Below are 18,691 nucleotides of genomic sequence, written 5' to 3' on the forward strand. Positions count from 1 at the left end.
GGGGGCTGCCGGACAGACCATGCCCCGGATGTTGGGTTCGACGTCAGTCGGCCCGGCCGTAGTAATCCGCGCGCCGCGCCAGATCGATCAGTTCCACCACCGAGGCGACATCCAGCTTTTCAAGAATGCGGGCCCGGTGGTGATCCACCGTCCGGGGGCTTATGTCCAGGTGACGGCCGATTTCCTTGCTGGAGATCTCGCGCGGATTGGCAAGGATGTGATCGACGATCTCTGTTTCGCGGGGGGTCAGGCGTTCAAAGCGGGATCTCAGCTCGATCTGGACCTGTGCGTTGGAACGGCTCTCTTCGGCCAGATGCAGCGCCATATGGATGCGTTCGATCAGATCCGACTGCTTGAAGGGTTTTTCCAGGAAGTCCAGCGCCCCGGCCTTCATCGCCTGCACGGATTCGGGAATGCCCCCATGGCCGGTGATAAAGATCGTGGGCAGGGATTTCCCGGTTCTGTTCAGATGTTCCTGCAGTTCCAGTCCCGACATTCCGGGCATGCCGTAATCCAGTATCAGGCAGCCATTCGCTGGGTTTTCCTCGTAGGTTTCCAGAAAGTCCTGGGCATTCTGGAAGGTTTCGGTCGTGAAGCCACGCATCACCAGAGCACGCGCCAGCGAGGTTCTGACGGCAGGATCGTCGTCAACGACAAACACGGTAAGATTTTTTTCAGTTCCGGACATGACAGACTATCCATGTTGCGGCATCAGGAAGGGCTGATACTGCATGTCGTGCAGTTATGAATATGTCATATAACGAATACATCATATAGCGAAAATGGCTGGGAATAGCTTGTCAAACGGCTTTGGGCGCAATCTTGCTGCCGTCCCCGCCCGCAGCGGGAACCGTGAAGCAAAAACGTGCACCCTGAGTATATGTTTCGTCCAGCCACATCTTGCCGTCATTGGCATCGATCATCGAACGGCAGATGGACAGGCCCAGCCCCATGCCGGTTTTCTTGGTGGTTTCGAATTTCGTGAACAGGTTGATCTCGGGGCTGATTCCGGGGCCGGTATCCTCGATCCGGACCTCGATCATGCCGTTGCGCGCGGTTCCGCGGATGGTGATTTCGCGGATCGGGGAATTCGCCTCGGCAATTGCCTCGATTGCATTCCTCAGCAGATTCACCAGAACCTGTGCGATCTGGATGCGGTTGGCGCGCACCATCGGCAGGTCCCCGGGCAGTTCGGACCGGATCCGGACATTGGCTTCGATGGCTTCGGCATGCACCAGAAGCCTTGACTGTTCCAGCAATTCGGCCAGATCGAATTCGGATATGTGGATTTCGTCCTTGCTGATAAAGCCGCGCAGCGCGCGAATGATCTCACCGGCGCGCAGGGATTGCTGTTCGATCTCTTCTAGTATCTCGCGCAGTTCGGGGGCGCTGTTGCCGGCATTTCCGACGACCAGCAGACCGGTATCGGCATTCTGGGCAATCGACGCCAATGGCTGGTTCAATTCATGGGCCAGCCCTGCCGCCATCTCGCCCATGGTATTGCCGCGCGCCAGATGGGACAGATCGCGGTTCAGGCGGACGATCTCCTGCTCGCGCGCCTTCACCATGGTGATGTCATCCATCGTCACGACGGCATGCAGCGGGTTTCCGGCCTGATCGCGAATGAGGATGGCATTGACCGAAAGATTGATCAGCGCACCGTCCTTGCGCAGGATTCGCATGTCATTGTTGATGGCAAAGGTATCGTCGGACAGTTCCGAAAGCGGGGTCAGCTTGCCCTTGTCCTGCGGCGCGATCAGATCGGTATAGCGCATCGACAACAGTTCTTCGCTGCTGTAGCCGGTAACCTGGCACAGCTTCGCATTCACCCGGATGAACCGTCCCGTGCGCGAGGAAATCTGCGCCATCGCACGCGAGGACAGGTTGAAGGTCTGGCCATATTCGCGTTCGGCCTTCTTGCGCGCGACGATCTGCTGAACCAGTGATTCATTGGCCTGCGACAATTCCTTGTAGGTGCGGGGCAGCGGTTCGGACGGATCGGCTTCGCCCTGAGAGATGAGGGCTGACCTGACCGCGAAGGCGCGCACGGGCTGATAGATGTAATTTGCCAGGATCAGGCCGGCGACACCGGTGATGGCGGCGACCATGACAGCGATCCAGACGTTCTTGGCCCTGTTGCGCTTGATCTCGCCAATGAAATCGTCCTGCTGGGCATAGACGGCGATGGTCCAGGGCAGCTGTTCGCTGATGACCGGCATAACATCGGCGATATAGTCACGATGGCCGATGGTGAACTCGGAAAAGAGCTCTTCCTTCACGGGAAAACCGATGCTCTTGTCTGGTTCGGAAAAGGCCGCACGGGCAATGGGATCGCCGAATTCATCGATGCTGACAAAGCGCAATGTGCCTTGGTTGTCACGGATCTTGATCAGCGACTGGTCCGGATGGGCGATGACGTCGCCATTGCGGTTGATGATCAGCGCCTTTCCGCTCTTGCCGATCTTGAGACGTGCCAGGAACTCCGAAATATTGCTGATCTCGATATCTACGCCGACGACGCCCTTGATGTTCGAACTGCCTTCCAGAACCGGCGCGGCCAGCGTGATGCCGGGCTGCTGGGACGAAAAGAAGATATAGGGATCGGTCCAGATGGTCGTCAGGCTCTTCTTGGCACGGTCATACCATGGCCTGCTGCGCGGATCGAATGTGTCTGTCGGGTCCAGTTCATCGCGAACGCGGCTGAAATCCTCGTTGCGCCAGACGAATTCGACCCTGCGCTGGCCATTGGGAAAGGTGATCAGCTTCGATCGATAGGGTCCGGGACCGTCGCTGCGCATGACATAGACGAAGCTTCCGTCCTCGCCGCCGAAATACAGCCCCGAGAATTGCGGGGTGATCTGCAACTGCTGGAACAGGAACAATTCCAGCTGGTTGGGATCATCGCTGGCGACGACCTTGTGCTGGGCCAGGCGTGCTGCAAGTTCGGCGGCCCCGCGAGCGGGGTCCAGAAAGCCCTTTGAATGTTCGGCCGTATTCGTGCCGACATCGCTGAGAAGGCTGCGCGCATGGTCAAGCAGCACGCGTTCCGAGGTGACATAGGATGAGAACACGACTGCCAGCACCGCCAGAAGCTGAAGTCCGGCAAGACCGATAGCCAGGAGGGCAGAAAGCGAAAATCTCATGTCACCATTATCCGAGACAGGTCGCTGCAAGATGGCGTGAAACCTGACCACGAGGCAAGCCATTCGTGACCGGATACCTGGCTGCTCATTCAGATTTGCGACAAGCCAGCCACAGCGGGAACGGATTGCGAATGCGACAGATTCGCCCCATGGTGCCGCCCGAACCGACGGGCCCGTTCCTGCGGTTCCCGAACACAATATCATTGTCGCGGTCCGTGTGCCGATGCGCCGGGCTGAAACCGGAGTCCGCCATGTCCATTGTCCAATCCCTCAGCGAAATCGTCGGACCGTCCCATGTCCTGACCGGAGCTGATTGCGCCAGATGGGCCAGCGACTGGACGGGGGGCTATCAGGCCCAGCCACTTGCGGTGGTCCGTCCCGCCAGCCGTGACGAGGTTTCCGCCATTCTGCGCCTGGCCTCGCAACATCGTTTGCCGGTCGTGCCCGTGTCAGGAAATACCGGCCTTGTGGGCGGGGGGCTGGCGGATGGCGCGGTGATGCTGTCGGTGGAGCGGATGAACCGCATTCGCGACATTCGTCCCGATGCGCGGATCGCCACGGTCGAGGCCGGGGTGGTGGTCGCCGCGCTGGATGCTGCGGCAGAAGAGCATGGGCTGACCTTCCCGCTGTCCTTCGGCGCGGCCGGTTCGGCGATGATCGGCGGGGTGCTGTCCACCAATGCCGGCGGGGCGAATGTGCTGCGCTATGGCAATACACGCGATTTGTGTCTGGGGCTGGAGGTCGTGCTGGCTGATGGACGCGTGCTGGATCTGATGACGGCCCTGCACAAGAATAACTCGGGTCTGGATCTGCGCAACCTGATGATCGGCGCCGAAGGGCAACTGGGCATCATCACGGCGGCGGTGATGAAGCTGCACCCGCGACCGGTGCAGCAGGCCACGGCAATGGTGGCCATGTCGTCACTTGACAGGGCGCCCGACCTGCTCAACGCGCTGCAGGATGCCTCGGGCGGGGCGGTGGTCGCCTTTGAGTTCATGCCGCGCAGCTTTATCGAGGGGCATCTGGCGGTGATTCCCGATGCGCGCGAACCCTTTGACGCACCCCATCCCGTCAATCTGCTGGTCGAGATGGCGGCCACCCGCGACAGCGGGCTGAGCGACGTCATGGAGCAGGTGTTGTCGGACTGGATGGAACGCGAAGAGGTCACGGACGCCGTAATTGCCCAGAACGAGGCACAGCGCCGCGAGATGTGGGCAAGGCGTGAGGCGGCGGCCGAGATCGCCTTTCACCGCAAGCCCTTCATCGACACCGATATCGCCGTGCCGCTGAATCGCGTGGCCGATTACCTGCGTGATATCGAGCCATTGCTGCGTGCCATTGATCCCGATTGCAGCGGACTGTCGGTCGCGCATCTGGGGGATGGGAACATCCACTACACCTGTTTTCCCAGCCGTGACGATCGCCAGCTGAAATCCGCGCTGCGGGCACAGATAGACCAATTGGCGATAGAGATGGGCGGCACCTTCTCGGCTGAGCATGGGGTGGGTCTGTCCAAGCTGGCACCCATGGCCCGCTTCAAGGATCCGGTCGCGCTGGAGATGATGCGGGCGGTCAAACAGGCATTCGATCCCCTGGGCATCCTCAATCCCGGCAAGACATTGCCCGCGCGGAACTGAGCCTTTGGCCCCTTCCGCAGCGCGAAGGGGTCAGATGCTGGACAGCAGGATGCTGGTCTCGCTGTTCAGCACCCCATCCACCATGCGCACATCGCGCAGCACGCGGTCGAACTGGGCCAGATCGTCGACGATGATTTCCGCGATCAGATCCCATTTCCCGCTGGTGGTATGCATCATTGCCAGTTCGGGCAGGCCGCGCAGTTTGCGGATGACATGGGATGTGTTGCGCCCGACCACCTCGATCATCATGATCGCGCGGATGCGGCTGCTGTCGTAATCTTCGCGCACCCTTGCGGTGAAGCCCAGCAAGGCCCCCGAGGCCAGCAGGCGGTCCAGCCGGGTCTGCACGGTGCCCCGCGAAACTCCCATGATCTGCGCCAGTTTTGACACCGGAGCGCGCCCGTCCTTGCGCAGCAGGCTGATCAGCATCCGGTCGTGATCGTCAAAGACATGCTTGCCGGGTTCATTCGTCATGTGTTCAGTCAATTTGTATGATCAACCTGTATAAATTGCATAATTCTTGAAGAAATATCCAGCAAAATTGGTATTTCTTATGCAATTTGCGGTGTTCATATTTCCATGCAACGGAAATGAATGAGGTTCGTCATGGCTGCTGTTGCCCCTTCGGAACTGGCTTTTGTGCCATTCGTCAGCGTTGAAAACATGATGCGGCTGATCCATCGCATCGGCATTGAAGAGATGCTGAAAGGCATTGCAGGCTATATCGAGGATGATTTCCGCCGCTGGGAATCCTTTGACAAGACTCCGCGCATTGCATCGCATTCGGCAGAGGGCGTGATCGAGCTGATGCCGACCTCGGATGGCGAGGTTTATGGTTTCAAATATGTGAACGGCCACCCCAAGAACACGAAATCCGGCCTGCAAACCGTGACGGCCTTCGGTTTGCTGGCGGATGTGGATACCGGCTATCCGGTGCTGTTGTCGGAAATGACCCTGCTGACGGCGCTGCGCACGGCGGCGACTTCGGCGCTTGTGGCGCGCTACCTGGCTCCGGAAGCTGCCGATACGATGGCGATGATCGGCAATGGCGCACAATCCGAGTTCCAGGCGTTGGCGATGCGGGCTCTGTGCGGCGTGTCGCGTTTGCGGCTGTACGATATCGATCGCAAGGCCACCGACAAGCTGATCGGGAATCTGTCGGGACTGGGATTTGACCTGACCGCCTGTTCCAGCCCGCAAGAGGCAATCGAGGGGGCGCAGATCATCACCACCTGCACCGCGGACAAGCAATACGCAACGATCCTGACCGACAACATGGTCGGCGCAGGTGTCCATATCAACGCCATCGGTGGCGATTGCCCCGGCAAGACCGAGCTGCACAGCGATATTCTGAAACGCGCGACTGTCTTTGTCGAATATCCGCCCCAGACCCGGGTCGAGGGTGAAATCCAGCAGATGCCCGAGGATTTCCCCGTCACCGAGATGTGGCAGGTGATCACAGGTGCAGCCCAGGGGCGTCGCGATGCCCGCCAGATCACCCTGTTCGACGGAGTCGGCTTTGCGACCGAGGATTTCTCGGCGCTGCGTTTCGTGCGCGACAAGCTGGCGGCAACCGGTCTGTGCCAGCAGCTTGATCTTGTCGCCGACCCTGATGATCCGCGCGACCTGTTCGGCATGCTTCAGCGCGCCACCCTGTCAGAGGGCGCGGCATGAGCCGGCCATCGGTTCAGGCTCCGGCGGCGGTCGTCATGGTGCGGCCGCATCATTTCACGGTGAACACGCAGACGGCCGCAGACAACAGCTTTCAGGCGCGTCAGGCTGCCGGTGGCGATCTGGCCGGACGTGCCTATCGCGAACACAGTGAGGCCGTGCGGCAGCTTCAGCAGGCGGGCGTCACCGTTCATGTCTTCGAGGGGACCGACCCCGATACGCCGGACTGCGTCTTTCCCAACAACTGGTTTTCGACCCATGCCGGCGGCCATGTCGCCATCTTTCCGATGAAGGCACCCAACCGGCGGCTGGAACGTCGCCCGGATGTGATCGAGATGCTGAAAACCCGCTATCGGGTGCAGGATGTGATCGACTATTCCGGGCTGGAGGCGGACGGGCTGTATCTGGAAGGCACCGGCGCGATGGTCCTGGATCACATAGGCCGCGTGGCCTATGCCGCGCAGTCGGACCGGACAAATCCCGTCGCGCTGGAACGCTTTTGCACGCATTTCAATTTCGAGCCGATGGTCTTTCCGGCCGCCGACAGCGCGGGTGCGCCGGTCTATCATACCAATGTGATGATGTGCATCGGCACCGATTTCGCCATGATCGGAGATGGCATGATCACCGATGCCGCGCGGCGCGGTGAGATCCTGTCCCGTTTGCGGCAATCGGGCCGCGAGATCATCTCGCTGAGCGAGGAGCAGATCGCCCGTTTTGCCGGGAATGCGATTGAATTGCAGGGGGCCACAGGGCGTATTCTGGCACTGTCGCAAACCGCTTTCGACGCATTGCAGCCCGATCAGATTGCCACCATCCAGCAGAGCACCACCTTGGTGCCGCTGAATATTCCCACCATCGAAATGGCGGGCGGTTCGGTGCGTTGCACGATTGCCGGGATCCATCTCTCTGCCCGCTGACGGGCAGAGAGCAAGCCATTCAGGCCGGGCTACTTGATCATGCCCAGCCCGCCGGCGGAAATGGCGGCCATGTTCAGAATGTCATTGACCGTCGAGGTCGTGGAACAGATCTGGATGGGGTGGGGCGCACCGGTCAGGATCGGGCCGATGACGGTCGCACCCGCCATTTCCTGCAGCAGCTTGACCGAGATCGAAGCCGAATGCCGGGCCGGCACAACCAGCACATTGGCCGGTCCGGTCAGGCGGCTGAAGGGATAGCGCGCCGCCGATTCCGGGTTCAGCGCGACGTCCACGGTCATTTCTCCCTCGTATTCGAAATCGACTCCGCGCTGGTCCAGCACCTTCGGGGCCTCGGCCATCTTGATCGCCCGTTCGCTGACCGGATAGCCGAAATTCGAAAATGACAGGAAGGCCACCCGTGGCTCCAGCCCCAGCCCACGGGCAACGGCCGCGCCGCGCGTTGCAATATCGGCCAGATCCTCGGCCTCGGGCCATTCATGCACCAAGGTGTCCCCGATCAGAACGATCCGGCCATTATGCAACACCCCGGTGATGCCGACGGCACCGTCCTGCGGGCGCAGGTCGAAAACATGGCCGATCTGGGCCAGAACCGGCGCGTTCTTGCGGGTGGCTCCGGTCACCAGCCCGTCGCCATGACCATGGGCCAGCATCAGCGCGCCAAAGATATGGCGGTCGCGATTGGCCATCTTCTGTGCGTCTTCACGATCAACGCCCTTGCGCTGAAGGCGGGCATAGAGAAACTCGTGATAGGCATCGAGATGGCGCGAATTGCCGGCATTGACCACGGTGATTTCGCGTGCGGCATCGGCCAGCCCTTCGGCGGCCAGCTTGTCCTTGACGTCGCTTTCGCGTCCGACCACCAAGGCCTGCCCCATGCCACGGCGCTGCCACGCCACGGCGGCGCGCAGGACCCGCGGGTCGTCGCCCTCGGCAAAGATCATGCGGGCCTGTTTCTGGCGGGCGCGGGCATGGATGCCCTGCAGGATGGTGGCCGTCGGATCCATGCGGGCGCGCAGCGTCTGGACATAGCCCTCCATGTCGATGATCGGGCGGCGCGCGACGCCGGTATCCATCCCGGCCTGAGCCACGGCGGGCGGCACGACATGGATAAGTCGCGGGTCAAAGGGTGTCGGGATGATATAGTCGCGTCCGAATTGCAGCTTGCGACCATAGGCCACCGCGACCTCGTCGGGCACATCCTCGCGGGCAAGTTCGGCCAGGGCACGGGCGCAGGCGATCTTCATGTCGTCGTTGATGGCGCGGGCATGGATGTCCAGCGCACCACGGAACAGATAGGGAAAGCCCAGAACATTGTTGACCTGATTGGGATAGTCGCTGCGGCCCGTCGCGACGATGGCATCGGGGCGCACCGCATGGGCGTCCTCGGGGGTGATCTCCGGGTCGGGATTGGCCATGGCGAAGATCACCGGGTTCTCGGCCATGGATTGCACCATCTCCTGGGTGACCGCGCCCTTGGCACTGACGCCCAGAAAGACATCGGCACCCTTCATAGCCTCTTCAAGACTGCGGGCATCGGTGACGGCGGCATGGGCCGATTTCCACTGGTTCATGCCTTCGGTGCGGCCCTGATAGATCACGCCCTTGGTGTCGCACATGATGCAGTTTTCATGCCGCGCGCCCATGGATTTCAACAGTTCAAGGCAGGCGATTCCGGCCGCCCCGGCACCGTTCAGCACAATGCGGACATCCTCGATCTTCTTGCCCGACAGTTCCAGCGCATTGAGCAGGCCGGCCGCGCAGATCACCGCGGTCCCGTGCTGGTCATCGTGAAAGACTGGAATATCCATCAACTCTTTCAGGCGCTGCTCGATGATGAAACATTCGGGCGCCTTGATGTCTTCCAGATTGATACCCCCGAAGGTCGGTCCCATCAGCCGCACGGCATTGATGATTTCCTCGGCATCTTCGGTGTCCAGTTCGATGTCGATGGCGTTCACATCGGCAAAGCGCTTGAACAGAACGGCCTTGCCTTCCATCACCGGTTTGCTGGCCAAAGCGCCCAGATTGCCCATGCCAAGGATGGCGGTGCCATTCGAGATCACCGCGACCATATTGCCCTTGGTCGTATAGTCATAAGCTGTTTCCGGCTGGTCGGCGATCGCCTGAACCGGCACGGCGACGCCCGGGCTGTAGGCCAGCGACAGATCGCGCTGCGTCGTCATCGGGGTCGAGGCCACGATGTCGTATTTTCCGGGATGCGGGTCCATGTGATAGGCCAGCGCCTCTTCGGGTGTGATGCGGGCGCGATGGGTTTTGTCTGCCATATTTTCCTCCGGGGGAGCCTTGCGCCCTGATTAACGTGGTTTCGGCATTGCCTCAATGTCGAAGACTTGGGCAGAGTTCTGCAAGCCGCAGGCAGCGCCGACCTGTCTGAAATCCGTCACATTACCGGCATGGCAAGAAAGTTTCCCGAGATTTCATGCGATTGACAGACCTGGGCCACCTTTTCGGCCTGTTCCGGGGTTTCGCGGGACTGTGGGGCATCTGCACAATTTCCGGAAAATATACGTCCCGCGCTTGGACTTGTTGCGCAAATCTGCCAAATCGAAGGCTGCATAAACATAAGAACCCATGGCCATGTCATCTCAAACCGATACTGATCCCAGCATCAGCCAAGAAACGCTGACCCATCTGCAGCGCCTGGAAGCAGAGAGCATCCATATCATGCGGGAGGTTGTGGCAAATGCCGACAATCCCGTGATGCTGTACTCTGTCGGCAAGGATTCGGCATGCATGCTGCATCTTGCGAAAAAGGCATTTTACCCGGCGCCGCCGCCGTTCCCGTTGCTGCATGTCGATACGACCTGGAAGTTCCAGGCCATGTATGAGCTGCGCGACCGTGCCGCGGAAGAGGCCGGGATGAAGCTGCTGGTTCATCACAATCCCGAGGCCATGGAAAAGGGCATCAATCCCTTTGATCATGGCAGCCTGCATACCGACATGTGGAAGACCGACGGTCTGAAACAGGCGCTGACCAAATACAATTTTGACGTGGCCTTTGGCGGTGCGCGTCGGGACGAGGAGAAATCCCGTGCCAAGGAACGTATCTTCTCGTTCCGCTCGGCCAACCACCGCTGGGATCCGAAGAACCAGCGCCCGGAGCTGTGGCGCCTGTATAACACCCGCAAATCCAGGGGGGAATCGATCCGGGTCTTCCCGCTGTCGAACTGGACCGAACTGGATATCTGGCAATATATCCACCTTGAAGGCATCGATATCGTGCCGCTGTATTTCTCGAAACCGCGCCCGGTGGTCGAGCGTGACGGCCTGCTGATCATGGTCGATGACGATCGCTTCCCGCTGCGTGAGGGCGAAGAGCCGCAGATGAAATCCGTTCGTTTCCGGACCCTGGGATGCTATCCCCTGACCGGCGCCGTGGAGTCCGAAGCCAGCACCCTGCCCGAAGTGATCCAGGAAATGCTGCTGACCACCACTTCGGAACGGCAGGGCCGCGCGATCGACCATGATCAATCCGCCTCGATGGAAAAGAAAAAGCAAGAGGGGTATTTCTGATGGACCAGGACGTGAAAGACCCCGTCTACGTCACCGACCAGCTGATCGCCGACGATATCGACGCCTATCTGCTGAAGCACCAGCACAAGACCATGCTGCGCTTCATCACCTGCGGTTCGGTCGATGATGGCAAATCCACGCTGATCGGGCGGCTGCTCTATGACAGCAAGATGATCTTCGAGGATCAGCTGGCCAGTCTGGAAAACGATTCGAAATCCCTGGGCACCCAGGGGCAGGAAATCGATTTCGCGCTGCTGGTCGACGGTCTGGCGGCCGAGCGTGAGCAGGGCATTACCATTGATGTCGCCTATCGCTTCTTTGCCACCGACAAGCGCAAGTTCATCGTCGCCGACACCCCGGGCCATGAACAATACACCCGGAACATGGTGACCGGTGCCTCGACCGCCGATCTGGCCGTGATCCTGATCGACGCCCGTCAGGGCGTGCTGACGCAGACGCGGCGGCACAGCTATCTGGTGAACCTGCTGGGCATCAAGAATGTGGTGCTGGCCGTCAACAAGATGGACCTTGTCGATTATTCGGCCGAACGCTTCTATGAGATCGTGTCCGATTATTCGCATTTCGCCAAACAGATCGGCATGGACAGCTTCCTGCCGATTCCGATTTCGGGCCTCAAGGGCGACAATATCGTCACACCCAGCGAGAACATGCCCTGGTACCAGGGGCCAACGTTGCTGGGCCATCTGGAAGAGGCGCCGGTCAGCGATACCGAAATGCAGGGGCATCCCTTCCGCATGGCGGTGCAATGGGTCAACCGTCCGAATCTGGACTTCCGTGGCTTTGCGGGCCAGATCGGTGCGGGTGTGATCCGGCCGGGCGATGCCATTCGCGTCCTGCCCTCGGGCAAGACAACGAAGGTCAAATCCATTGTCACCTTTGATGGCAACCTGGATCACGCCGTCGCCGGGCAATCCGTGACCCTGACCTTCGAGGATGAAATCGACTGTTCGCGCGGCGATGTGATCGTGCAGTCGGACCAGCCCTGCGAGGTTGCCGACCAGTTCGAGGCCACACTGGTCTGGATGGCCGAAGACGCCATGCTGCCGGGGCGCCCCTATACGCTCAAGATCGGCACGCAGACCGTCACCGCCACCGTGACCGAGCCCAAATACGAGGTGAACGTCAACACGATCGAACATGTCGCTTCAAAGACATTGGGTCTGAATGCGATCGGTGTGGTGAATATCTCGACCGACCGGGCAATTCCCTTCGAAGCCTATGAGCAGAACCCCGATCTGGGTGGGTTCATCCTGATCGACCGGATGACCAATGCCACGGTCGCGGCCGGGATGATCCATTTTGCGCTGCGCCGCAGCCAGAACATTCACTGGCAGGCCGTGGATGTGGACCGCGATGCGCATGCCGCGCTGAAGAACCAGAAACCCGCCGTGGTCTGGTTTACCGGCCTTTCGGGCTCGGGCAAGTCGACGATTGCCAATATCGTCGAGAAGAAGCTGCATGCTCTGGGCAAGCACACCTTCCTTCTGGATGGGGACAATGTGCGCCACGGGCTGAACCGCGATCTGGGCTTTACCGATGCCGACCGGGTGGAAAACATCCGCCGCGTGGGCGAAGTTGCGCGGCTGATGACCGATGCCGGGCTGATCGTTCTGACGGCCTTCATCTCGCCCTTCCGTTCGGAGCGGCGGATGGTCCGCGACCTGATGCCCGAGGGCGAGTTCATCGAGGTCCATGTCGATACCCCGCTTGAGGTCGCGGAAGCGCGCGACGTCAAGGGTCTGTACAAGAAGGCCCGCGCTGGCGAGTTGAAGAACTTCACCGGCATCGACAGCCCCTATGAGGCGCCTGAATTGGCGGAACTGACCGTGAACACGGTGGAACTGTCGGCAGAAGAGGCGGCTGAACAGGTCGTGCAGTATCTTCTGAGCGGCAGCGACCGCAGCTAACAGGCCGATCCGGCCAAGCAAGCTTTGTCAGCGCATGAGGCCCCGGGCTTCATGCGCTGATTTCTTTTGCGCCGCTGAATCCGGGCGGGATTTCCCGAGGCACACTTACCGGATCGTAACCTTTCCCGTCTAAGTCTGGATTCGTCAGGATCAGGCAAGGGTTCCATATGCAGTTCAACGTTACCGACACCGAGCCAGCACTGGTCATCTCGATCGGTGAGAACAGGATCGACGCTGCCATAGCGACAAGGTTCAAGGACAAGCTGCGCGAGGTTATCCTGCGTCATCACAAGCCGGTCGAAATGCATATGTCGGCGGTCGACTTCATGGATAGTTCGGGATTGGGGGCGATGATCGCCCTGCGCAAGGCCATGCCTGCCGAGTTGCCGATGATCCTCGTCGGGCTGACCCCGAATGTCGAGCGGGTGTTCCGCCTGACAAGGATGGATTCTGTTTTCGATATTCGCACCGCCAACACGAATGAGGAGCAGAGGGAATGACTTCCGCAGGACGGCAGAAGGCCGGGCTGAGCGGGCATGCAATCGCGCGTGCCAGGCCAATGTTTCACCGGGTGCTTTCGGCGCGCCCCGATACGGTGCGCCGCACCCTGACGGATATTCGCAGTCGTTTTCGCAGCGAGATCGGTGAAGACACCATGGGCCGGCTGGAACTGGTTCTGGCCGAGGTGATGAACAATGTCGCCGAACATGCCGTCAGAATATCCCAGAACGGTACGCCGGGGCAGGTGCCGCTGATCCATCTCAGCGTCGTCATGCAGGACAGTGGCCTGTCCTGTGCCATTTCCGATGACGGCGTGACATTGCCGGATGAATGCCTGCGCCCGCGTGGCCTGCCCTTGATAGATGGGGCGGAACTTCCGGAAGGAGGTTTCGGCTGGTATCTGATTCAGGATCTGACCCAGGCGCTGTGCTATTACCGTGAAGAACAGCGCAATTTCCTGGCCTTCAGCATTCCCTTTGACGACAGCGGAAAGGAAGCTTCGACCTGACCTGACCTGACCGTTGCAGGATCAGTTCAGATGTCCGACCAGAGGATAACGACCTTCTTCGAAATCGCCAAACATGTCCAGAACGTCAGGATGTTCCAGCGGTTCCCCCGAGGCATCGGGAACCAGGTTCTGCTCGGAAACATAGGCAACATAATATGTCGCCTCGGTTTCGGCATAAAGATGGTAGAAGGGCTGATCCTTTTCCGGACGAACGTCTTCGGGGATCGATTCGTACCATTCCTGAGTGTTGGCAAATTCAGGATCGACATCAAAGATCACCCCCCGGAACGGACGATTCCGGTGGCGTACAACCTGACCCAGGCTGTATTTCGCAACGCGATTATGTGTTTGCATCTGCGACAACCTCACTCCTCGGTCCGGTTTGACGCCGGACTGCCGGGCTTTTTAGCGCCGAAAGACGATTCTGTCTACCAAAGCACAAGAATTTGTCTGTTTTTCAAGCCGACTTCTGTCGCCCCCGGTCAAGGCTGCCCGGGCGCAGGGGGCGCTGCATTGAACAGCGGAACAGTGGCAATGGCCATCTTGGCCGAGCCTTCGGTGACCTCATTGGCATGGGCCAGATAGATCAGGACCTGGTTCTTCTCGTCCAGAACCCGTTTCACCCGCAGCGATTTGAAGATCAGGGACCGGCTTTCGCTGAAGACATTTTCTCCATCGGGTGCCCGTGAAATGTCATCGATGTCGATCGGTCCCGTCTGTGCGCATTCGATGGCACTGTTGGAGGGATCCTCGAACCAGTTACCCTTGCTCAACCTGTCGATGACCGAGCGTTTGAAATAGGCAAGATGGCAGGTGACACCACCGACAGCAGTGTCTTCGAAGGATTCGATGATGATGTCGTTGCCGACCCAGTCGACGCCAATTTCCCCCACCGTCTCGGCAAAGGCGCCAAACGGCATCACGGAAAGAAAGAGCAGTAGCTTGCGCATCTCAGGCCCCGGGTGGTGTCAGCGGCTCTCGCCCCTCATCCGTCACAAGATGCACCCCTTCGGGTTCGATCACAACCACACAAAGTGGCCGTCCATAGGCAGCCCCACCATCGATGTTCAGGCGATTGCCGTAATGTGTCGCGGTATCGATCGCCGTATGGCCGTGAACGACCAGCGGCCCGTAATCCACATTGCTCTCCAGGAATCCCTTGCGGATCCAGACCAGGTCATCCTCGGCCTGATCATGCAGGTCGACGCCAGGGCGGATACCGGCATGCACGACCAAGGCCAGCGGATGCAGATACCACAATGGCAGGGTCGCCAGAAATTTCGCGTGACTGTCCGGTACGGCCTTGCGTGCCTGTGCAAGAATTTCGTCGCGCGGCAGCGTCGGATCGACACCATAGGATTCCAGGGTGGCGGCCGCACCCAACCCCTGATGCTCGATCCAATGCCGCCTCGAACTCAGTCCGGGGTCGATCCAGTCTGGGTCTGAAAGGAACTTGGCCAGGAAACGGTCGTGGTTTCCGCGGGTGACGACCCAGGGACGCCCCTCGGCCTGTCCTGACATCAGGTAGTCAACCACACCGCGCGAATCCGGACCGCGATCAATCAGATCTCCGACATGGGCAATGACGGCCTCTTCGCCACCATCCCGCAGGATCCGCTCATGCGCGGCCTTCAACAGATCTAGCTGTCCGTGAACATCACCGATCGCATATAGCCGCATGAGCTGCCTTTCCATGTCTTGCCTGACCCGGGCGGGGCAGAGGCGCGCCACCTGAAAGGCAGCGCGCGAATTGAGCTTAAAGCTCGAACTGCAGGCGACGGGCTTGCAGGAATTTTCCCGTGCTGCGCAGGGCGTCCAGAGCCTCGTCGCTGATGGCTTCGTCCAGGTAAAGGATGGCAATCGCGTCGTCGCCCGTTGCCGAACGGCCAAGGGTAAAGTTCGCGATGTTCACGCCCAGATCGCCAAGCGTTGCGCCAAGCGCCCCGATGACGCCGGGAACATCCTTGTTGCGCGTGTACAGCATGTGCTCGCCAATCTCGGCGTCCACATTGATGCCGCGAATCTGGATGAATCGGGGTTTGCCATCGCTGAAGACGGTGCCGCCGATGGAACGTTCGCGCTTCTCGGTGACCACGGTCAGCTTGATATAGCCCTCATAGACACCCCCCTTGTCCTGGGTGGTGGTCGCAACCTGAACGCCGCGCTCTTTCGCCATGACAGGGGCGGACACCATGTTCACATCGGGATTGGTCGCCTTCATCACGCCGGCAATCACCGAGGCATTCAGCGCGTTCAGGTTCATTGTCGAGGCAACGCCATCATACAGGATGTTGATGGCCTTGATCGGCTCGTCGGTCATCTGCCCGACAAATGCACCCAGATATCCGGCCAGCTTGATCCACGGGCCCATGACAGCGGCTTCCTCGGCCGTGACCGAAGGCATGTTCAGCGCGTTCTGCACGGCACCGGTCAGCAGGTAGTCCGACATCTGTTCTGCCACCTGCAGCGCCACGTTTTCCTGCGCTTCGGTTGTCGATGCCCCCAGATGCGGCGTCACGACAACATTGGGCAGGTTGAACAGCGGGCTGTCCGTGGCGGGCTCGACGGCGAACACGTCAAAGGCGGCACCGGCAACGCGGCCTTCCTTCAGTGCCTCGGCCAGGGCTTCCTCGTCAACCAGACCGCCACGGGCACAATTGATGATGCGAACGCCCTTTTTCAGCTTGGCGATATTCTCGCGCGACAGGATGTTCTTGGTCTTCTCGGTCAGCGGCACATGGAAGGTGATGAAATCAGCCTTGGCCAACAGATCGTCCAGCTCGACCTTGGTTACGCCCATTTCCTTGGCGCGCTCTTCCGACAGGAAGGGATCATAGGCCAGAACCTTCATGTGCAGGCCCAGGGCGCGGTCGATTACGATGCTGCCGATATTGCCTGCGCCGATCACGCCGAGCGTCTTGTTGAACAGTTCGACACCCATGAAGCGGCTTTTTTCCCACTTCCCGGCATGGGTGCTGGCGCTGGCTTCGGGCAGTTGTCGCGCAACGGCAAACATCATCGCAATCGCATGCTCGGCCGTCGTGATCGAGTTCCCGAAAGGCGTGTTCATCACGATCACACCTTTCTTCGAGGCAGCCGGAATGTCGACATTGTCCACGCCGATTCCCGCGCGTCCCACGACCTTTAGATTGGTCGCGCTTTCCAGCAGCTTCTCGGTCACCTTGGTGGCCGAGCGAATGGCCAGACCATCATATTGCCCGATGACCTCGGCCAGCTTTTCCTTGTCCTTGCCCAGATCGGGCATGTAATCGACCTCGACACCGCGATCGCGGAAAATCTGGACGGCGGTTTCCGACAGTTTGTCTGATACAAGTACCTTCGGCATTTGATTTTTCCTTGTGACAGCATCCGGGCCAGGCCTCGCGGATGCGTGTTTCATCTTCTTCTTCGCAGAAATACCCCGGGGGTCCGGGGGCTGGCCCCCGGACGCAGCCGGATCACATTCACTGTGCCGAGAGTTCCGCACGATAGGCGTATTCGATCCAGGGCATCAAAGCCGTGACATCGCTGGCTTCTACGGTCGAACCGCACCAGATCCGCAAACCTGCGGGGGCGTCGCGATAGGCGCCGGCGTCCAATGCCACGCCTTCCTTTTCCAGCCGTTTGGCAACGGCCTTTGCAAAGGCTGCGCCGTCCTTGATGGCCGGATCGGTGAATTTCAGGCAGACACTGGTGGTCGAGGCCGTTGCCGGATCTTCGGCCAGATCCGCGATCCAGTCCTTGTCGGCAATAAAGTCGCGCACGGCCTTGGCATTGGCATCGGCACGCGCGATCAGCCCTTGCAGACCGCCAATGCCCTGCGCCCATTTCAGGGCGGCCAGATAGTCTTCGACAGCCAGCATCGAGGGGGTATTGATCGTCTCGCCCCGGAAAATGCCCTCGTTCAACTTGCCGCCCTTGGTCATGCGAAAGATCTTGGGCAGCGGGCGGTCGGGGGTATAGTTTTCCAGGCGGGCAACCGCGCGCGGCGACAGGATCAGCATGCCATGCGCAGCTTCACCGCCCAGCACCTTTTGCCAGCTGAAGGTAACCACATCCAGCTTGTCAAAAGGCAGTTCCATGGCGAATGCGGCGCTGGTTGCGTCACAGATGGTCAGGCCTTCGCGGTCGGCGGGGATTGCGTCGCCATTGGGAACGCGGACGCCGCTGGTCGTGCCGTTCCAGGTGAACACCACGTCCTTGTTGAAATCGACGTCGTTGAAGTCAACGATCTGGCCGTAATCGGCCTTGCGCACGGTGGCGTCCAGCTTCAGCTGTTTGACCGCGTCGGTGACCCAGCCTTCGCCAAAGCTTTCCCAGGCCAGCATCTCAACCGGGCGCTCACCCAGCATCGACCACATCGCCATTTCGACGGCACCGGTGTCGGATGCGGGCACGATGCCGATACGATAGTCTGCGGGAACGCCCAGCACTTCGCGAGTCAGGTCGATGGCTTCGGCCAGTTTGGCCTTGCCAACCGCTGCACGATGCGAACGGCCCAGGGGCGCGTCAGCCAGCAGATTCAGATTGTAACCGGGGAATTTGGCACAAGGGCCCGAGGAAAAACGCGGATTGGCCGGCCGCGTGGCCGGGATCTTCGGATCAGTCATTTTGACTCAGCCTTCCAGCTAAAAGCCCCTCGTTGGGGAGGGGTGTCCCGCCGCAGGGCATACGCTTCCATCGGTCCTACTGCAACAAAAAAAGAATCCCGCCCTTCCTGCTGCTGCCAGATCCCGCGCAGGATGCTTGCTCATTTCGCAAACCCGCGGGCAAGCGGAAGTACGGCAAGTCCTTCGCCGTCAAGGAAGAAATGCACCACGAAACACGG

16 protein-coding genes are annotated in these 18,691 nt (G+C 60.0%); 7 read left to right on the forward strand and 9 right to left on the reverse strand.

What is annotated here, in order from left to right:
* Positions 1–43 precede the first annotated feature (43 nt).
* Both JHW44_RS01165 and JHW44_RS01170 read right to left on the reverse strand, forming a co-directional pair.
* Positions 44–661, reverse strand: coding sequence for a response regulator transcription factor (locus JHW44_RS01165; RefSeq protein WP_336385708.1), 618 nt, complete (start codon positions 659–661; stop codon positions 44–46).
* Between the two features lie 139 nt (positions 662–800).
* Complete coding sequence (locus JHW44_RS01170) at positions 801–3,143, reverse strand: cache domain-containing protein (protein ID WP_089344860.1); 2,343 nt, start codon at positions 3,141–3,143, stop codon at positions 801–803.
* 251 nt (positions 3,144–3,394) lie between these two features.
* Between JHW44_RS01170 and JHW44_RS01175 the strand changes: the two genes are divergently transcribed.
* Positions 3,395–4,780 carry an FAD-binding oxidoreductase gene (locus tag JHW44_RS01175; RefSeq protein WP_089344861.1) on the forward strand — a complete coding sequence of 462 codons (1,386 nt, stop codon included), beginning with the start codon at positions 3,395–3,397 and terminating at the stop codon, positions 4,778–4,780.
* Positions 4,781–4,810: 30 nt separating this feature from the next.
* On the opposite strand, the gene JHW44_RS01180 is transcribed toward JHW44_RS01175, so the two are convergent.
* Positions 4,811–5,254 carry an Lrp/AsnC family transcriptional regulator gene (locus tag JHW44_RS01180; RefSeq protein ID WP_089344862.1) on the reverse strand — a complete coding sequence of 148 codons (444 nt, stop codon included), beginning with the start codon at positions 5,252–5,254 and terminating at the stop codon, positions 4,811–4,813.
* 132 nt (positions 5,255–5,386) lie between these two features.
* Between JHW44_RS01180 and JHW44_RS01185 the strand changes: the two genes are divergently transcribed.
* Both JHW44_RS01185 and ctlX read left to right on the forward strand, forming a co-directional pair.
* Positions 5,387–6,454 carry an ornithine cyclodeaminase gene (locus JHW44_RS01185; protein ID WP_089344863.1) on the forward strand — a complete coding sequence of 356 codons (1,068 nt, stop codon included), beginning with the start codon at positions 5,387–5,389 and terminating at the stop codon, positions 6,452–6,454.
* Positions 6,451–7,371: a citrulline utilization hydrolase CtlX gene (gene ctlX / locus JHW44_RS01190; RefSeq protein WP_089344864.1), complete on the forward strand. Its 921-nt coding sequence runs from the start codon at positions 6,451–6,453 to the stop codon at positions 7,369–7,371. The genes JHW44_RS01185 and ctlX overlap by 4 nt, the downstream gene beginning before the upstream one ends.
* A 29-nt stretch (positions 7,372–7,400) precedes the next feature.
* On the opposite strand, the gene JHW44_RS01195 is transcribed toward ctlX, so the two are convergent.
* Entirely contained in the window at positions 7,401–9,677 is a 2,277-nt protein-coding gene (locus JHW44_RS01195) for an NADP-dependent malic enzyme (RefSeq protein WP_089344865.1), read from the reverse strand.
* 313 nt (positions 9,678–9,990) lie between these two features.
* On the opposite strand from JHW44_RS01195, the gene cysD reads away from it, so the two are divergent.
* The 4 genes from cysD to JHW44_RS01215 all read left to right on the forward strand — a co-directional run bounded on the left by cysD (position 9,991) and on the right by JHW44_RS01215 (position 13,863).
* Entirely contained in the window at positions 9,991–10,926 is a 936-nt protein-coding gene (cysD, locus tag JHW44_RS01200) for a sulfate adenylyltransferase subunit CysD (protein WP_218822580.1), read from the forward strand.
* Positions 10,926–12,854, forward strand: a complete 1,929-nt coding sequence (gene cysN, locus JHW44_RS01205; RefSeq protein ID WP_089344868.1) for a sulfate adenylyltransferase subunit CysN — start codon at positions 10,926–10,928, stop codon at positions 12,852–12,854. The genes cysD and cysN overlap by 1 nt, the downstream gene beginning before the upstream one ends.
* Positions 12,855–13,021: 167 nt before the next feature.
* Positions 13,022–13,354 carry an STAS domain-containing protein gene (locus tag JHW44_RS01210; protein WP_089344869.1) on the forward strand — a complete coding sequence of 111 codons (333 nt, stop codon included), beginning with the start codon at positions 13,022–13,024 and terminating at the stop codon, positions 13,352–13,354.
* The gene (locus tag JHW44_RS01215) at positions 13,351–13,863 is read left to right on the forward strand and encodes an ATP-binding protein (protein ID WP_089344870.1); all 513 of its coding nucleotides are present in this window, start codon (positions 13,351–13,353) and stop codon (positions 13,861–13,863) included. The genes JHW44_RS01210 and JHW44_RS01215 overlap by 4 nt, the downstream gene beginning before the upstream one ends.
* A 21-nt stretch (positions 13,864–13,884) precedes the next feature.
* Here JHW44_RS01215 and hspQ read toward each other — a convergent pair whose 3' ends face one another.
* The 5 genes from hspQ to JHW44_RS01240 all read right to left on the reverse strand — a co-directional run bounded on the left by hspQ (position 13,885) and on the right by JHW44_RS01240 (position 18,473).
* A complete protein-coding gene (gene hspQ / locus JHW44_RS01220) occupies positions 13,885–14,217 on the reverse strand; it encodes a heat shock protein HspQ (protein ID WP_089344907.1) in 333 nt (110 codons plus the stop codon).
* A 128-nt stretch (positions 14,218–14,345) separates the two neighbouring features.
* Positions 14,346–14,813: a CreA family protein gene (locus JHW44_RS01225; RefSeq protein ID WP_089344871.1), complete on the reverse strand. Its 468-nt coding sequence runs from the start codon at positions 14,811–14,813 to the stop codon at positions 14,346–14,348.
* A gap of 1 nt (position 14,814) precedes the next feature.
* On the reverse strand, positions 14,815–15,543 hold the full coding sequence (locus tag JHW44_RS01230) for a metallophosphoesterase (RefSeq protein WP_089344908.1): 729 nt from the start codon (positions 15,541–15,543) through the stop codon (positions 14,815–14,817).
* Positions 15,544–15,619: 76 nt separating this feature from the next.
* Positions 15,620–17,209: a phosphoglycerate dehydrogenase gene (serA, locus tag JHW44_RS01235; protein WP_089344872.1), complete on the reverse strand. Its 1,590-nt coding sequence runs from the start codon at positions 17,207–17,209 to the stop codon at positions 15,620–15,622.
* Between the two features lie 118 nt (positions 17,210–17,327).
* The gene (locus JHW44_RS01240) at positions 17,328–18,473 is read right to left on the reverse strand and encodes a phosphoserine transaminase (RefSeq protein ID WP_089344873.1); all 1,146 of its coding nucleotides are present in this window, start codon (positions 18,471–18,473) and stop codon (positions 17,328–17,330) included.
* Positions 18,474–18,691 lie beyond the last annotated feature (218 nt).

The organism is Paracoccus seriniphilus, from assembly GCF_028553745.1.
Classification (GTDB): Bacteria; Pseudomonadota; Alphaproteobacteria; order Rhodobacterales; family Rhodobacteraceae; genus Paracoccus; species Paracoccus seriniphilus.

Bases quoted from the DNA above. Each gene is read 5' to 3' on its own strand.
- ctlX (WP_089344864.1), top strand. From the start codon at position 6,451: ATGAGCCGGCCATCGGTTCAGGCTCCGGCGGCGGTCGTCATGGTGCGG.
- JHW44_RS01185 (WP_089344863.1), top strand. From the start codon at position 5,387: ATGGCTGCTGTTGCCCCTTCGGAACTGGCTTTTGTGCCATTCGTCAGC.
- JHW44_RS01210 (WP_089344869.1), top strand. From the start codon at position 13,022: ATGCAGTTCAACGTTACCGACACCGAGCCAGCACTGGTCATCTCGATC.
- JHW44_RS01230 (WP_089344908.1), bottom strand. From the start codon at position 15,543: ATGCGGCTATATGCGATCGGTGATGTTCACGGACAGCTAGATCTGTTG.
- JHW44_RS01180 (WP_089344862.1), bottom strand. From the start codon at position 5,254: ATGACGAATGAACCCGGCAAGCATGTCTTTGACGATCACGACCGGATG.
- hspQ (WP_089344907.1), bottom strand. From the start codon at position 14,217: ATGCAAACACATAATCGCGTTGCGAAATACAGCCTGGGTCAGGTTGTA.
- JHW44_RS01170 (WP_089344860.1), bottom strand. From the start codon at position 3,143: ATGAGATTTTCGCTTTCTGCCCTCCTGGCTATCGGTCTTGCCGGACTT.
- JHW44_RS01215 (WP_089344870.1), top strand. From the start codon at position 13,351: ATGACTTCCGCAGGACGGCAGAAGGCCGGGCTGAGCGGGCATGCAATC.
- JHW44_RS01175 (WP_089344861.1), top strand. From the start codon at position 3,395: ATGTCCATTGTCCAATCCCTCAGCGAAATCGTCGGACCGTCCCATGTC.
- cysN (WP_089344868.1), top strand. From the start codon at position 10,926: ATGGACCAGGACGTGAAAGACCCCGTCTACGTCACCGACCAGCTGATC.
- JHW44_RS01240 (WP_089344873.1), bottom strand. From the start codon at position 18,473: ATGACTGATCCGAAGATCCCGGCCACGCGGCCGGCCAATCCGCGTTTT.
- JHW44_RS01225 (WP_089344871.1), bottom strand. From the start codon at position 14,813: ATGCGCAAGCTACTGCTCTTTCTTTCCGTGATGCCGTTTGGCGCCTTT.
- cysD (WP_218822580.1), top strand. From the start codon at position 9,991: ATGTCATCTCAAACCGATACTGATCCCAGCATCAGCCAAGAAACGCTG.
- serA (WP_089344872.1), bottom strand. From the start codon at position 17,209: ATGCCGAAGGTACTTGTATCAGACAAACTGTCGGAAACCGCCGTCCAG.
- JHW44_RS01195 (WP_089344865.1), bottom strand. From the start codon at position 9,677: ATGGCAGACAAAACCCATCGCGCCCGCATCACACCCGAAGAGGCGCTG.